12 protein-coding genes are annotated in these 14,513 nt (G+C 61.6%); 9 read left to right on the top strand and 3 right to left on the bottom strand.

All coding sequences use genetic code 11. The annotated features are described in order from the left end of the window. The first annotated feature begins 27 nt into the window (after positions 1-27). Together B9N93_RS24585 and B9N93_RS24580 are read left to right on the top strand one after the other, a co-directional pair. Entirely contained in the window at positions 28-234 is a 207-nt protein-coding gene (locus B9N93_RS24585; protein ID WP_125468903.1) for a hypothetical protein, read from the top strand. Positions 235-756: 522 nt separating this feature from the next. Then, positions 757-1,443 (top strand): PEP-CTERM sorting domain-containing protein, encoded by a 687-nt coding sequence (locus B9N93_RS24580; protein WP_125468902.1) that lies wholly within the window; start codon positions 757-759, stop codon positions 1,441-1,443. 126 nt (positions 1,444-1,569) lie between these two features. On the opposite strand, the gene groL is transcribed toward B9N93_RS24580, so the two are convergent. Together groL and groES are read right to left on the bottom strand one after the other, a co-directional pair. Beyond that, positions 1,570-3,210: a chaperonin GroEL gene (groL, locus tag B9N93_RS08915; RefSeq protein ID WP_085212841.1), complete on the bottom strand. Its 1,641-nt coding sequence runs from the start codon at positions 3,208-3,210 to the stop codon at positions 1,570-1,572. 58 nt (positions 3,211-3,268) lie between these two features. Then, a complete protein-coding gene (groES, locus tag B9N93_RS08910; RefSeq protein WP_085212839.1) occupies positions 3,269-3,559 on the bottom strand; it encodes a co-chaperone GroES in 291 nt (96 codons plus the stop codon). A 498-nt stretch (positions 3,560-4,057) separates the two neighbouring features. Here groES and B9N93_RS08900 point away from each other — a divergent pair, with 498 nt between their 5' ends. Then, a complete protein-coding gene (locus tag B9N93_RS08900; RefSeq protein WP_085212836.1) occupies positions 4,058-4,855 on the top strand; it encodes a hypothetical protein in 798 nt (265 codons plus the stop codon). Between the two features lie 36 nt (positions 4,856-4,891). Then, positions 4,892-5,959: a starch-binding protein gene (locus B9N93_RS08895; RefSeq protein WP_085212834.1), complete on the top strand. Its 1,068-nt coding sequence runs from the start codon at positions 4,892-4,894 to the stop codon at positions 5,957-5,959. A 12-nt stretch (positions 5,960-5,971) separates the two neighbouring features. Here the strand turns inward: B9N93_RS08895 and B9N93_RS08890 are convergent, their stop codons facing one another. Further along, positions 5,972-6,823: an alpha/beta hydrolase gene (locus B9N93_RS08890; RefSeq protein ID WP_085212833.1), complete on the bottom strand. Its 852-nt coding sequence runs from the start codon at positions 6,821-6,823 to the stop codon at positions 5,972-5,974. A gap of 167 nt (positions 6,824-6,990) precedes the next feature. On the opposite strand from B9N93_RS08890, the gene B9N93_RS08885 reads away from it, so the two are divergent. The 5 genes from B9N93_RS08885 (at position 6,991) to B9N93_RS08865 (ending at position 14,509) form a co-directional block, all read left to right on the top strand. After that, positions 6,991-9,126 (top strand): multicopper oxidase domain-containing protein, encoded by a 2,136-nt coding sequence (locus B9N93_RS08885; protein WP_176225199.1) that lies wholly within the window; start codon positions 6,991-6,993, stop codon positions 9,124-9,126. 224 nt (positions 9,127-9,350) lie between these two features. Further along, entirely contained in the window at positions 9,351-10,850 is a 1,500-nt protein-coding gene (locus B9N93_RS08880; protein WP_085212829.1) for a leucyl aminopeptidase, read from the top strand. Positions 10,851-10,859: 9 nt separating this feature from the next. Beyond that, on the top strand, positions 10,860-11,297 hold the full coding sequence (locus B9N93_RS08875; protein WP_085212828.1) for a DNA polymerase III subunit chi: 438 nt from the start codon (positions 10,860-10,862) through the stop codon (positions 11,295-11,297). A 56-nt stretch (positions 11,298-11,353) separates the two neighbouring features. Next, positions 11,354-11,635 carry an antibiotic biosynthesis monooxygenase gene (locus B9N93_RS08870; RefSeq protein ID WP_085212826.1) on the top strand — a complete coding sequence of 94 codons (282 nt, stop codon included), beginning with the start codon at positions 11,354-11,356 and terminating at the stop codon, positions 11,633-11,635. A 51-nt stretch (positions 11,636-11,686) separates the two neighbouring features. Then, a complete protein-coding gene (locus B9N93_RS08865) occupies positions 11,687-14,509 on the top strand; it encodes a valine--tRNA ligase (RefSeq protein WP_085212825.1) in 2,823 nt (940 codons plus the stop codon). The last annotated feature ends 4 nt before the right edge of the window (positions 14,510-14,513 follow it).

Raw genomic sequence — 14,513 nt, 5'->3', positions numbered from 1 at the left:
GCCCGCCCGATTCTAAAGAAGGGCGCGGTGCGCGTCAGCTTGGACGATTACCTACAAGGACCGCGGACGGTTTTCCGCAAGCACCAGTCGCTGGGCTACCTCACCCCCGGCCGGGTCTACCGGACCGGCATCGGCGGCGAGGCCAGGATCGTGGATCATTTCAACGGCGGGACACCGAATCCCGCCACATCGGGGCAGCGCCGTTCCGCTGCGGGTGATCCGGCACCCTCTTAATTTCGGTTCGGCTTTGTCTTGACCAGGGGTCCACTAAAGCATCCAGCCTCTAGGAAGTTTATGAACACGCCCTAAGACTTACTTGATGGACTGGACATAATGGTAGCGGCAAGCGAAAACCCTGGTCAAAACCGTCCGAACAGGCAGCGCTTAATTTAAGCTTGATGCGCTGCCCGCTCCGAAGCTTTATACTGGTAGGCCACTGTTCCTCCACCATGCCACAGTGCTTGTCGATTAAAGCGACGATGCTAACAAACAGGTTGCCGAACCTGACAATTTCGCCTTTGAGCTTGGCGGATTTGGGTGGAATCCACGATTTCCCCTATCTTCTAAAAAACGCCTAGCACAGATACCCGATATTTCTTTTAATTGATTGACTATAAATAAGGCAGAAATTCTTTCATCGACGAATAAAGTGGAGTTTATCACTAGCGTAATCGCAACTTAGCTACATTCATATAGGCACCCCACCTATTCCGCATCCATCTCAAGCCACTTAAACCATCAAACAGAGAAATTATAATGAAAAAACTTAGTCTCACATTAATTGCACTATCCCTGCTACCCAGCATTAGCATGGCGAATTTAATTACAAATGGCACCTTTGATAATAACACCTCTGGCTGGAGCGGGACTTATACCGCTCAACCAGGTGGATCAGGTGAGTATGACTTTCCAAACATTAATACCGGGAAATATTATTGGGGAGGCAATGTAGCCTCGAATAGTATTTTTCAGATATATAACTTGACCGCTTCAGATACAAGCACCTTGTCAAGTGTTGGTTTGAATTTCAATATGTCCGCCGATTTATTTGGCTACCGAAGCCAAACCGATCATTCGATTTTCACAGTTTCCTTTTATTCTGGAATTGGCGCAAGCGGAAGCCTGCTTGGATCGACAGCCCTTGACTCTGCAACACATCAGCCCAGCTTATGGAGCAGCACTCCTATAGCTGGAAACAGCCCAAACTTTCAAACCGCAACAGGCATCCTACCAAGCCTTACGGCCTCAATCCGGTTTAATCTTCAATCCATAAGATTTTCAGGGTCGAGCAATGATGGTTACGCGGACAATCTTAATTTTTCGCTGACCCCCAGCGTCCCTGAACCAGCAACAACTTGGTTATTTGGTTCTGGCTTATTATTATGCTTTTTGCAAATGAGAAAAAAGCAAAATTACACCCTTAGCCCGCGTAGGCCCGGTTAGCAAAGCGTAACCGGACGGGATATATACGTACCCCAAAAAATCATTCGTCATTCAGAACCGCCCACAAAAAAACCCCGGTCTCGCGACCGGGGCTTTCTTGATCGGGGATTGGCTACGGGGCCGGGCTTACATCATGCCGCCCATGCCACCCATTCCGCCCATGTCCGGGCCATGGCCCGCGCCTTCTTCCTTCGGTTCCTCGGCCACCATGGCCTCGGTGGTGATCATAAGACCGGACACGGAAGCCGCGTTCTGCAAGGCGGTACGGGTCACCTTGGCCGGGTCGAGGATGCCCATTTCCACCATGTCGCCATAGGTGCCGGTGGCGGCGTTGTAGCCGAAGTTGCCGGTGCCTTCCGCGACCTTGTTCAACACCACGGAAGCCTCGTCGCCCGCGTTGGCGACGATCTGGCGCAGCGGCTCTTCCATGGCGCGGCGCAGGATGGCGATGCCAACATCCTGGTCGTGGTTCACGCCCTTGAGGTCCTTCAGGCTTTGCAGGGCGCGGACCAAGGCGACGCCGCCACCCGGCACGATGCCTTCTTCCACGGCGGCGCGGGTCGCGTGCAGCGCGTCCTCCACGCGGGCCTTCTTTTCCTTCATTTCGACTTCGGTGGCCGCGCCGACCTTGATCACCGCCACGCCGCCGGCCAGCTTGGCCAAGCGCTCTTGCAGCTTCTCGCGGTCGTAGTCGGAAGAGGTGTCGTCCACCTGCTTGCGGATTTGGGCGATACGGCCCTGGATTTTGTCGGCGGCACCGGCACCGTCGATGAGGGTAGTTTCATCCTTGCTGATCTGGACGCGCTTGGCGGTGCCCAGGTCGTTCAGGCTGGCCTTTTCCAGCGACAGGCCGATATCCTCGGAAATCACGGTGCCGCCAGTCAGGACGGCGATGTCTTCCAACATGGCCTTGCGGCGGTCGCCGAAGCCCGGCGCCTTGACGGCGGCGACCTTGAGGATGCCGCGCATGTTGTTGACCACCAGGGTCGCCAGCGCTTCGCCTTCCACGTCCTCGGCGATGATGAGCAGGGGACGGCCCGATTTCGCCACGCCTTCCAGCACCGGCAGCATGTCGCGGATGTTGGAGATTTTCTTCTCGGAAATCAGGATCAACGGATTTTCCAGCTCGACATTCATGCTCTGCTGGTTGTTGATGAAATAGGGCGACAGATAGCCGCGGTCGAACTGCATGCCCTCGACCACATCCAGGGTGTTTTCAAGGCCCGAGCCGTCTTCCACGGTGATGACGCCTTCCTTGCCCACCTTGTCCATGGCGTCGGCGATGATCTGGCCGATGCTGTCGTCGGAGTTGGCGGAGATGCAGCCGACCTGGGCGATGGCGTTGCTATCGGCGCAGGGCACGGCCATGGCGTGGATGGCTTCGACCGCAGCGGCGGTGGCTTTGTCGATGCCGCGCTTGAGGTCCATCGGGTTCATGCCGGCGGCGACGGCCTTCAAGCCCTCGACCAGGATGGACTGGGCCAGCACGGTGGCGGTGGTGGTGCCGTCGCCGGCCACGTCGGAAGTCTGGGAGGCGACTTCCTTCACCATCTGGGCACCCATGTTCTCGAACTTATCGGACAGTTCGATCTCCTTGGCGACGGACACGCCGTCCTTGGTGACGGTGGGGGCGCCGAAGCTCTTTTCCAGCACCACGTTGCGGCCTTTGGGGCCGAGGGTCACTTTCACGGCCTGGGCCAGGATGTTCACACCGCGCACCATGCGGACACGGGCGTCGTCGCCGAATCTTACGTCTTTCGCTGCCATATCTTTATAAACCTATTGTCGATTGTTGCTGAATGCGTCAAAAAGCGGGCCGGTGGGCTTAGTCTTCCAACACCGCGATGATGTCTTCCTCGCGCATCACCAGGATTTCCTGGCCGTCGATCTTGACTTCGGTGCCGGCGTACTTGCCGAACAGCACCTTGTCGCCCGCCTTGACCGCCAGGGCGCGGACCTGGCCGTTGTCCAGCGTCTTGCCGGTGCCGACGGCGAGGATTTCGCCGCGGGAGGGTTTTTCGGTGGCACTATCGGGGATCACGATGCCGCCCGGCGAGGTGCGTTCTTCTTCCAAGCGCTTCACGATCACGCGGTCGTTCAAGGGACGAATGTTCATCGGGATTCTCCTTTGGTTAGGTGGGTTGGATTGCTATCCGGGCCGACTGCCGTTGTTAGCACTCGCTCAATGTGAGTGCCAATCATAGCGGGGCGGGAATCTGTGTCAAGGTGGGGATTCAGCGGAGGTGCCGCGGTTCCCTGGAAAAATCCCGCGGGTGCTTGCCTCAAAACGCCAATCCGCCACGCTGACCTCTAAATGGCGGCGCGTCCCATCGACTTCAAGGCGGATTCCCGGCATCGGCCCGGCCCGGCCCTCCCCTCCCCTCCTCTCCAACCCCATGGGAGACAGTGCCGCCCCCTTCCCCTGGGTGGTGGCATGCATGGCTTATCCCATCCTTGTGCAAAAAAGCCCCGGCTTGCTCCATCGTTATCCGCACTCTCTTTTAACTCTGTATTTTCTTGACACCAACAACAAACATGGGCATCGCATCGAACCGTTTATGTGATAATTATCAATGCCTTATTCCTTTCCCATCACCCCACGAGTCCAAGCGCCATGCACCATGCCATTCCCGACCCCGATTCCGCACGGCAAACCCTCAAGCCGTTCTTCCCCGCACAGCACTTCCCCAGACTCGGCACCCACATCAAGCAGCGCCTGGCCCCCCAGTTCCACAATTGGAACCAGGGCCAGCCCGAAATCATGGCGGTCCGGCGCGATTCGGCGCACCTGCGGCCCTGTTTACACCACGCCGGGCGGCATCTGCCCTTGGCGGTGGTCGGCCAAGTCGCCTACGGACCCGGCGCGGGCCATTCCTATTTCGGCATCCACCGCCATGGCAAATTCCCCGGCGAGGAATCCCATACCTACCTCTACCACGCCACGCCGGGGCGGGTGCTGAAAAACGGCCAGGCCGCCGATTATTTCCGCATCGACCATGTGCGCGGCAAACCCAGCCTGTACGCCTTCTGGCTGTTGAACTGGCCCATCAGCCACCAGGCCGCCGACGAAATCCATAGGCGCTGGCAGGAACAGCGCTACCGGGTCCGCAACGAACACGACTTCGATTGCGCCAGCTTCGTCACCGATATCGCCAAGCATGTGGCGAGCCTGGGGTCCGATCCCAATATGCCGTTCACACTCAGCACGCCTTCCAACACCATCAAGCGCGGCCACCCCGAAGACCGGGGGATGCGGGCGATCCTGCGCCACGCCCACCGGCCCCCCGCCGCCCTGCTGTTCATCCTCGACCCCGGCACCTACGAAAGCGTTGCCTGGAACGGCCATATCGGCGACGATGGCGGCTGGGTGATCGACGCCGACAGCCCGGTGTTCAATGTCACCTCGCAGTGAATCCCGTCCCCCATCCCCATCCGCGAACCTCCCGGCATGATTATCCATTTCAAAAAACCCCGGCACTGGCCCGACGCTTATCTGTACCACTGGAACGCGACGCCCTGGGCCGAATCCCCGGCCTGGCCGGGCGCGAAGATGGACCCGGAACACGGCGACTGGTACCGCCTCGAACTCGCGGGCCAGGAAACCGCCAATCTCGTGTTCAACGACGGCGCGGGCTCCCAGACCGTGGACCTGCGGTGGCGGCTGGCGGAAGGCTGGTGCGTGGAAGGGGAACTGTGGGAAACCGACCCCGACCGCTTGCGGCATTTCGCCTTCCCCGGCGGCAAGCTGAAAGCCTTGGTCCTGAGCTTCGACGACGGCAGCGAGCAAGACCGCCACTTGATCGAACGCTTCGACGCCCATGGCCTCAAGGGCACCTTCCATATCAATTCCGGCTTGACCGAAGGTCCGGGCAAGGTCCATGCGGCGGATATCGCCACCGTCTACGCGGGCCACGAGGTCTCGGGCCATTCCACCACCCATCCCTTCCTGGATTCGCTGGCGGAAGAGCGGCTGGAAAGCGAAATCCTCGGGGATATCCGGGCGCTGGAGCGGTGGGTCGGCTATCCGGTACGCGGTTTGGCCTATCCGTTCGGGGTTTCCCATCCCGCCCTGGAACGGCTGCTACCGGAATGGGGCTTGATCTATGGCCGTTTGGTCGGCGACACCCACGATTTCCGGCTGCCCGGCAATCCCTTGTTATGGCGGCCCAGCGCCCACCAAACCCAAGCGCTGGAATTGTCCCGGCACTTCCTCGCCCTCGCCCCGGAGGAGCCGAGCCTGTTCTTCGTCTGGGGCCATAGCTGGGAAATCAACGACCACCAGCCGAACAACCACTGGGGCTATATCGAGGAGTTCTGCGCCATGATGGGCCATCGCACCGATATTTGGTACGCGGGAGCGGCGGAGGTGGCCGAATATCTGGCGGCGATACGGGCGGTGCGGTTTTCCGCCGACGGCCACCGCGTCTACAACCCGTCCGCGTTGCCGGTATTCCTGCGCCAGGGCGGCGGCATCGTCGAACTGGCACCCGGAAAAACCTTCGATCTCGCGCCCTGACCCCGCCGCCAGCTAGCCCGCGCCCAACAGGAAGCGGAACACGGCGGCGAGCCGCGCCGCCCAATCGCCTTCCCCGTGGCCTCCGCCCGCGATTTCCAGGTATTTGAAATCGCGGCCCTCCGCATAGCCCTTGGCGAGCAGCGCATCCCGGAGCCGACGGGTCTCCACGACCAGTTGCTCCGGCGCGAGCGCCAGCCCGGTCAGCGTGGCATCGACGCATTCCCGGTCGCCGATATCGAGATAGAGCCTGCCCGGCGCATATTCAGAACCCGCGACGAAGCCGCAGACTTGGGCCGGATCGATCCGGCCCGCGATCCACATCCAATGGCTCAGCGCCCCGGCCAGCCCGAACACCCTGGGACGGCTGAAAAAGGCATGGAGCGCGATCAAACCGCCCATCGAGGACCCCAGTATCCCGGTGGCCCCGCGCTCCGGGCGGGTGCGGAAACTTTGGTCGATCAAAGGCTTGACCGTATCCACCAGGAAATCCAGATACGCCCCGCCCTGCCCGGCATAGGCGTTGTATTCCTCCAAGCGCCGCGCCCCACCGTTGGCGACCCCCACCACGATGGCTGCCACGCCCTCGGCGGCCAGGCTTTCCAAGGTCTCGTCCACCCGCCATTCCCCGGCGTAGGCGATGGCCTGGTCGAATAGGTTCTGCCCATCCTGCATGTAGATCACCGGATAGGGTCCGCCACCGCCCGCATAGCCAGGCGGCAGGTAGACGAAAATATCCCGGCGATCCCCGAGTTGCGGGCTGTACAGCCCATAGCAGGCCCGCACATCGCCGACAATCGTATGGCCCGGCCCGCCTTTGCCATGGATTTCCCGCCAAACGCCGCCGCTTGCATCTCGCCCGTTCATTGCAGCCTCCCTCAAAAAACCGACCCCCGCCGCATAATTGCGTGGTTTCGCGTATTTATTCGTATAGACCCTCTTCCTAGGATGAGTTTGGTTGCCCATCCTGGCGTTGGATATTCCCCTCACCATCCGCCCCATCGGCCATCATGCCTATCATTCAGGATACCGCTATGCCAAACACGATAGACCGCCCTCCACAACGAACTTCAAACAAGGCCGGCTTATTGCTCCTGGTCTGGGGAATCACGGCCCCCACCCAGGCCAGCGTCTTGGTCCCGCAAACCCCGCTGGACGGCGCTTGCATCCCCAAATACGCGACAGCCTTGCCGGTGTTCGGACCGGCCGGCTCCATCCCGCGGGTGGATGCCGTCCAGCATCCCGCGCTGATGGTGACGATGAAAGAAATCGACCAGCAAGTCCTGCCCAAAGACCAGGGCGACACCTGCGGCAAGGGTGTCAAATTCGGCACCACCCGCGTCTGGGCCTACGAAACCGCCGACGCCCAAACCCGCAAGGTGCTAGGCCCGGCCAATTGGCCCGCCGTGACCCTGGACACCCAGGCCCGGCTCGCCACCCGGATCAAATACGTCAACGCCCTGCCCAGCTTCAACCCCGCCAACCCGCGCGGGGCCGGGTTGGTGCAAGGGCTGTTCCTGGTGGACCAGACCTTGCATTGGGCCGACCCCTTGCAGCAGATGTGCGGCATGGAAACCCGCGATTGCTCGACCCCGGCCAACGCCGCCAGCCCCTGCTGCCAACCCTATACCGGGCCGGTGCCCGCCACCGTGCATCTACACGGCGGCGTCCTCCCGGCGCGGTTCGACGGCGGCCCGGATTCCTGGTTCACGCCCGATGGCCGGACCGGGTCGGGCTATGTCACCCTGGGCAATCCCGGCGCGGGCAAGGCCATCTATGAATATCCCAACACCCAGGAACCCGGCACCCTCTGGTTCCACGACCACACCTTGGGCACCACCCGCTTGAACGTGGCGGCGGGCTTGGCCGGGTTTTATTTCGTCCGCGACCCCGAGCGGGAACCCAAACAATTGCCGCAAGGCGCCTATGAAGTCGAATTGGCGCTCCAGGACCGCCAGTTCGATACCCAAAGCCAATTGTATTTCCCGGTGGACGCCCCGGTGAAAGCGCATCCGTTCTGGTCGGTGATGTACGAAGGCGATGTGGCGACGGTGAACGGCGCGCCCTGGCCTTATTTCGAGGTGGAACCGCGCCGCTACCGTTTGCGGGTACTGAACGGCTCCAACCACCGCGGCTACGACTTGAATTTCGGCAAGGCCATCGTCTACCAGATCGGCTCGGACGAAGGCTATCTGGGCAGGCCCGTTAGGGTACGGAAAGTCCATCTGACGCCGGGCGAGCGGGCCGATCTGATCGTCGATTTCTCCAAGCTGGCGGGCGGCAATGTGATCCTCGGCAACGACGAAGCGGGCGAGATGTTCCAACTGCCCGAGATCATGCGCTTCCAGGTCAAGAAGACCCCGCAAGGCGGCGATCCCAGTTGCGATCCCGGCCTGTCCGCCGCCGAAGGCGGTTGCATCTGGCCGGCCCTGGCGGCGCGGCTGACCGATGGCAAGGGCCATATCCTGGCCAAGGTAAAGATCGATAAGGTCCGGCAAATGGTCCTCAACGAGAACTTCGACTTCCCCCAAACCCTGGACGAATTGGTCAACAACACCAAATGGGACGGGCGGCGCTCGCCCAGCATCGCGGCGGAATTCCCCCAGGACGGCATCAGCGAAACCCCCAGGGTCGGCTCGGTCGAATTGTGGGAAATCATCAACGCCTATTCTCCGGGCACGGCGACGCAGTACCACCCGGTCCACACCCATCTGGCGCAATTCCAAGTCCTCAACCGCCAGGAATTCGACGTGAAGGGCTATCTCGCGGCCTGGGAAAGCGCGTTCGGCAAGGGACCGGCTCCCTTGCCCACCACTTGCACGCCGGGCAAAGCCTGTCCGGGCTACGGCCCGCCGCTGTCCTACAACACGCCCAACGCCGACGGGGCGGTGGGTGGCAATCCGGCGGTCGGGCCGTTCCTGCTGGGCACGCCGACCGCGCCCACCGCCGGGGAAACCGGCTGGAAGGACACGGCGACCGCCTACGGCCACCAAGTGCTGCGGGTCTTGGTGCGCTGGACCCCGACCGATACCCCGGTCCTCAAGCATCAATCCTACGCCGGACGCAACCTATACCCGTTCGATCCCAGCGACGGGGAATATGTCTGGCATTGCCACATCATCAACCACGAGGACAACGAGATGATGCGGCCTTATAAAGTGGCGAAATAAGCCGAAGCGGGTTTCCAAGCCCCGGCCTGGAAACCCGCCCCGATCCCTCCGGTCCGCCCGATCCCTCCGCCAATCCCGGCCCGCGTCCCCGCCGCCCCCTTGGACGCCCGGCCCCCTCGCTTGTTATCCTTGGTGACAATCCCTTTCCCAAGCCGGGAAAGCGCCCTCCCACCGGACCCCGCCGCCCGACCGGCGGCGCTCCCGAACGCAAGCGAACCGCAATCATGGACTACCACGCCAAATCCGAACCCCTGGACTCCCTTTCCACGCCCTGCGCCGTATTGGGCTTCTACCAAAAACGCAAGCTCACCCCGTCCGCCCTGGCCCTGGACGAGCAGTTGGACGGACTCCTGCAAAAACTGCTCAAGCGCGACGATATCGAAGGCAAGCCCGGCGATATCCTGGCCCTGCCCCATCTGCCCGAAGGCGGGATCGAACGGGTGATCCTGGTCGGCCTCGGCAAGAAGGAAGAACTCAAACCCGGCACCTACCGCAAAGCCCTCGCCGCCGCCGCCAAGGCGCTCAAGGACGCCAATGTCAAGCAAGCGGCCAGTTTCCTGCACGAGGCCGAGGTCGAAGGCCGCGATGCCGCTTGGCAAATCCGCCAGTTCGTGGAAATCCTCGAAGCCTCGCTCTACCGCTTCACCCAGATGAAAAGCGAAACCGAGAACCATAAGGCCCGCCTCGCCAAGCTGGTGTTCCAGACCGGGGCCGACGCCGCCAAAGCCGCCATCGCCCAAGGCCAGGCCATCGCCAACGGCATGAACCTCGCCAAGGAACTCGCCAATCTGCCCGGCAATGTCTGCACCCCGACCTATCTGGCCGAGCAAGCCGAAAAGGTCGGCAAGAAACAAAAGAAGCTCAAGGTGAAAATCCTCGACGAATCCGACCTGGACGAACTAGGCATGGGCGCGTTCCTGTCGGTGTCGAAGGGCAGCCACGAACCGGCCAAGCTGATCGTCATGGAATACCACGGCGCGGCGGACAAGGATGAAAAGCCCTACGTGCTGGTCGGCAAGGGGCTGACCTTCGACGCGGGCGGCATCTCCATCAAGCCCTCCGCCGCCATGGATGAGATGAAATACGACATGTGCGGCGGCGCGGGCGTGATCGGCACCCTGGCCGCCGTGGTCGAAATGGGCTTGCCGCTGAACGTGGTGGGCCTCGTCCCCGCCTCCGAGAACCTGCCCGACGGCAAAGCCAACAAGCCCGGCGATATCGTCAAGAGCATGGCCGGACTGACCATCGAAATCCTCAACACCGACGCCGAAGGCCGTTTGCTGCTGTGCGACGTGCTGGCCTATGCCCAGCGCTACGAACCCGCCGCCGTCATCGACGTGGCCACCCTGACCGGCGCTTGCGTGGTGGCCTTGGGCAAGGTGGTGTCCGGGCTGTGGAGCAATGACGAAGCTTTGGCCGGGGCGGTGCTGCAAGCCGGGGAAGCCAGTTTCGACCGGGTGTGGCGGATGCCGCTGCTGGACGATTACCAAGAACAGCTCAAATCCAATTTCGCCGACCTCGCCAATATCGGCGGGCCGGATGGCGGCAGCATCACCGCCGCCTGTTTCCTGTCGCGCTTCGCCAAGGAATACCCTTGGGCGCATGTCGATATCGCCGGCACGGCCTGGAAGAACGGCGCGGACAAAGGCGCGACCGGTCGCCCGGTGCCCTTGCTGACCCAATATCTCATCGACCGGGCGGCGGAATCCGCCGCCGCCGAATAATCCCGCCCCATGCCCCGCATCGACTTTTATCTGCTACCGGGCGCTGATGCTTATCAGCGCCGCCTCACCGCTTGCAAGCTGATCGAAAAAGCCTACCGGCAGGGCCATCGCGTCTACCTGCGCACGGCCTCGCCCGAGGAAACCCAGTCCCTCGATAATCTGCTGTGGACCTTCCGCCAAGGCAGTTTCGTCCCGCACGAAGTGGCGGGGCCGCCTTCCGCGCCGACCGAAGCCCCGGTGATGCTGGGTCACGGCCCCGCGCCGCTCGCCATGAATGATGTTCTGGTGAACCTGGGAACCCAGGTGCCCGAGGATTACGCCCGGTTCGAGCGGGTGGCGGAATTCATCGACGAGGACGAGGCGGTGAAACGGGCCGGACGGGCGCGGTATAAGGCTTATAAGGAAGCGGGGCATGTGCCGGAAACCCATAAGCTGGATATCCGGTAATAAGCCATTTTCCAACCTGGATCAAACCCCACCCAAAGCCATCCCAAGGTATCCCGATGCACTATGTCTTAATCATCCATGAAGTCGAATCCTATCCCGCATGGAAAACCATTTTCGACCAAGCCGCCGGGATGCGGAAAAATGCCGGTGAAATCGCCTATCAACTGCTCCGCTACGACGCCGCAGCCAATAACATCGTCCATTTTTCGGAATGGTCCTCATTGGAGCATGCCCGCCGCTTTTTCGAGTCCCCGGAATTGGTGGAAATCAGGAAAAAAGCGGGCGTCAAAGCCCCGGAATTCATTTATCTACAAGAAATCGAGCGCGGCGCGTTATAACCCACCTTCCGCGCCTATTCGCCTTTACCTCGCATCCACACGCCAAACGCCATGGACAAAACCTACGAACCCCAAGCCATAGAACAAGCCTGGTATCGAACCTGGGAAGCGAGCGGCTATTTCCAGCCCTCCGGCACCGGCCCCTCTTACTGCATCGCCATCCCGCCGCCCAACGTGACCGGGAGCCTGCATATGGGCCATGGCTTCAACAACACCATCATGGACGCCCTGGTGCGCTACCACCGCATGCAGGGCCACAACACCCTGTGGCAAGTCGGCACCGACCACGCCGGTATCGCCACCCAAATGGTGGTCGAACGTCAACTCGCCGCCCACAACGTCACCCGCCACGACCTCGGGCGCGAGAAATTCCTGGAAAAGGTCTGGGAATGGAAAGCCGAATCCGGCGGCACCATCACCCGGCAATTGCGCCGTCTGGGTTCCTCGGTGGATTGGAGCCGCGAGCGCTTCACCATGGACGAAGGGCTGTCGAAAGCCGTGCAAGAGGCGTTCGTGCGCCTGTACGACGATGGATTGATCTACCGCGGCAAGCGGCTGGTGAACTGGGACCCCAAGCTCCACACCGCCATTTCCGACCTCGAAGTGCAGAACGAGGAAGAAAAAGGCTTCATGTGGCATTTCCGCTATCCGCTGGCGGATGGTTCGGGGCATCTGGTGGTCGCGACCACTCGCCCGGAAACCCTGCTGGGCGACACCGCCGTCGCCGTCCACCCGGAAGACGAGCGCTATCAACATTTGATCGGCAAGATGATCCGCCTGCCCATCACCCACCGGGAAATCCCCATCGTCGCCGACGACTACGTCGATCCCGAATTCGGCACCGGCTGCGTGAAGATCACCCCGGCCCACGACTTCAACGACTACGAAGTCGGCAAGCGCCACAACCTGCCGCTCATCAACGTGCTGGACCGTGACGCCCGCATCCTGCGCGAATTCACCGTGCTGACCTTCGAGGGCTATGCCGGAACGCACGGCGAGCAAGCCCCCGCAGCCTACGCCGGACTCGACCGCTTCGAGGCCCGCAAGCAAGTCATCGCCGAATTCGAGAATTTGGGGCTGCTGGAAAAGATCGACCCGCACACCCTGAAAGTGCCACGCGGCGACCGCTCCGGCGTGGTCATCGAACCCTGGCTCACCGACCAGTGGTATGTGGACGCCAAAACCCTCGCCAAACCCGCCATCGAAGCCGTGGAAGAGGGCCGCATCCGCTTCGTGCCGCAGCAATACGAAAACCTGTATTTCTCGTGGATGCGGGATATCCAGGACTGGTGTATCTCCCGCCAACTGTGGTGGGGCCACCGCATCCCGGCCTGGTACGACCACCAAGGCCGGGTCTACGTAGGCCGCAACGAAGCCGAAGTCCGCGCCAAATACAGCCTCGATGCCAGCATCGAACTGCGCCAAGACGACGACGTGCTGGACACCTGGTTCTCGTCGGCGCTGTGGACCTTCTCCACCCTGGGTTGGCCGGACACGACGCCGGAACTCAAGACCTTCCACCCCACCGACGTACTGGTGACGGGTTTCGACATCATTTTCTTCTGGGTCGCCCGCATGATCATGATGACCATGCACTTGATGAAACACCCGGACGGCTCGCCGCAAGTGCCGTTCAAGACGGTGTATGTGCATGGCTTGGTGCGCGATGCCGAAGGCCAGAAGATGTCGAAATCCAAGGGCAACGTCCTCGACCCCTTGGACATCATCGACGGCATCACCCTGGAAGCTTTGGTGGCGAAACGCACCACCGGCTTGATGCGCCCCCAAGACGCGGAAAAAATCGAAAAACGCACCCGCAAGGAATTCCCCGGTGGCATCGCGGCCTATGGGTGCGACGCCCTGCGTTTCACTTTCGCCTCGCTGGCCTCGACCGGGCGCGACATCAAATTCGACATGGGCCGGGTCGAGGGCTACCGCAATTTCTGCAACAAGCTGTGGAACGCCGCCCGCTACGTCTTGATGAACACCGAAGGCCAGGACACCGGCCTGACCGGCGAATGCAGCTACAGCCTACCCGACCGTTGGATCCGTTCCCGTTTGGGCCAAACCATCGCCGCGACCATCGCCGCCGTCGAGGACTACCGTTTCGACCTCGCCGCCCGCGCCATTTACGAATTCACCTGGAACGAATACTGCGACTGGTATTTGGAACTGGCGAAAGTGGCGCTCCAGACCGGCGACGAAACCCAGCAACGCGGCACCCGCCAAACCCTGGTGCGGGTGCTGGAAACCCTGCTGCGACTGGCCCATCCCATTATGCCGTTCATCACCGAAGAAATCTGGCAGCGGGTCGCGCCACTGGCGGGCCAATCCGGCGCGACGATCATGCGCCACGCCTATCCGCAAGCCGAATCCTGGCCGCTGGACGCCGAGGCCGAGCAGGAAATGCGCTGGGTCATGGACGTGCTGATGGGCATCCGCCGCATCCGGGGCGAGATGAAGATCGCCGACGGCAAAGCCATTCCGGTGCTGTTGCAGAACGGCTCGGCCCAGGATTGGGCCTATCTCGCCCATAACCGCGACTTCATCGTCCGCTTCGGCCGCTTGGAAAGCTTGGGCCGGTTGGAAGCCGACGAAGCCGCGCCGGAAGCGGCCATCGCCCTGGTCGGCGAATTGAAGGTCTTGATCCCCATGCGCGGCCTGATCGACAAGGAAGCCGAACTGGCCCGGCTCGACAAGGAAATCCAGCGCCTCGGCAAAGACGCCCCCCGCATCGAGGCCAAGCTCAACGATCCCGCCTTCGTGGAAAAGGCACCGCCGCAGGTGGTCGCCAAGGAGCGTACCCGGTTACAGGAGATTCAAGCCAGCTTGACGGAATTGCATGCGCAAGTGGAGAAAATCCGGGCGCTATAGGGCA

Source organism: Methylomagnum ishizawai, from assembly GCF_900155475.1.
GTDB lineage: Bacteria > Pseudomonadota > Gammaproteobacteria > Methylococcales > Methylococcaceae > Methylomagnum > Methylomagnum ishizawai_A.
The sequence above is the reverse complement of the archived record's forward strand: the minus strand, read 5'-3'. Positions and strand labels throughout refer to the sequence as shown.

Bases quoted from the DNA above. Each gene is read 5' to 3' on its own strand.
- B9N93_RS08865 (WP_085212825.1), top strand. From the start codon at position 11,687: ATGGACAAAACCTACGAACCCCAAGCCATAGAACAAGCCTGGTATCGA.
- groES (WP_085212839.1), bottom strand. From the start codon at position 3,559: ATGAACATTCGTCCCTTGAACGACCGCGTGATCGTGAAGCGCTTGGAA.
- B9N93_RS08880 (WP_085212829.1), top strand. From the start codon at position 9,351: ATGGACTACCACGCCAAATCCGAACCCCTGGACTCCCTTTCCACGCCC.
- B9N93_RS24580 (WP_125468902.1), top strand. From the start codon at position 757: ATGAAAAAACTTAGTCTCACATTAATTGCACTATCCCTGCTACCCAGC.
- B9N93_RS08875 (WP_085212828.1), top strand. From the start codon at position 10,860: ATGCCCCGCATCGACTTTTATCTGCTACCGGGCGCTGATGCTTATCAG.
- B9N93_RS08900 (WP_085212836.1), top strand. From the start codon at position 4,058: ATGCACCATGCCATTCCCGACCCCGATTCCGCACGGCAAACCCTCAAG.
- groL (WP_085212841.1), bottom strand. From the start codon at position 3,210: ATGGCAGCGAAAGACGTAAGATTCGGCGACGACGCCCGTGTCCGCATG.
- B9N93_RS08870 (WP_085212826.1), top strand. From the start codon at position 11,354: ATGCACTATGTCTTAATCATCCATGAAGTCGAATCCTATCCCGCATGG.
- B9N93_RS08895 (WP_085212834.1), top strand. From the start codon at position 4,892: ATGATTATCCATTTCAAAAAACCCCGGCACTGGCCCGACGCTTATCTG.
- B9N93_RS08885 (WP_176225199.1), top strand. From the start codon at position 6,991: ATGCCAAACACGATAGACCGCCCTCCACAACGAACTTCAAACAAGGCC.
- B9N93_RS08890 (WP_085212833.1), bottom strand. From the start codon at position 6,823: ATGAACGGGCGAGATGCAAGCGGCGGCGTTTGGCGGGAAATCCATGGC.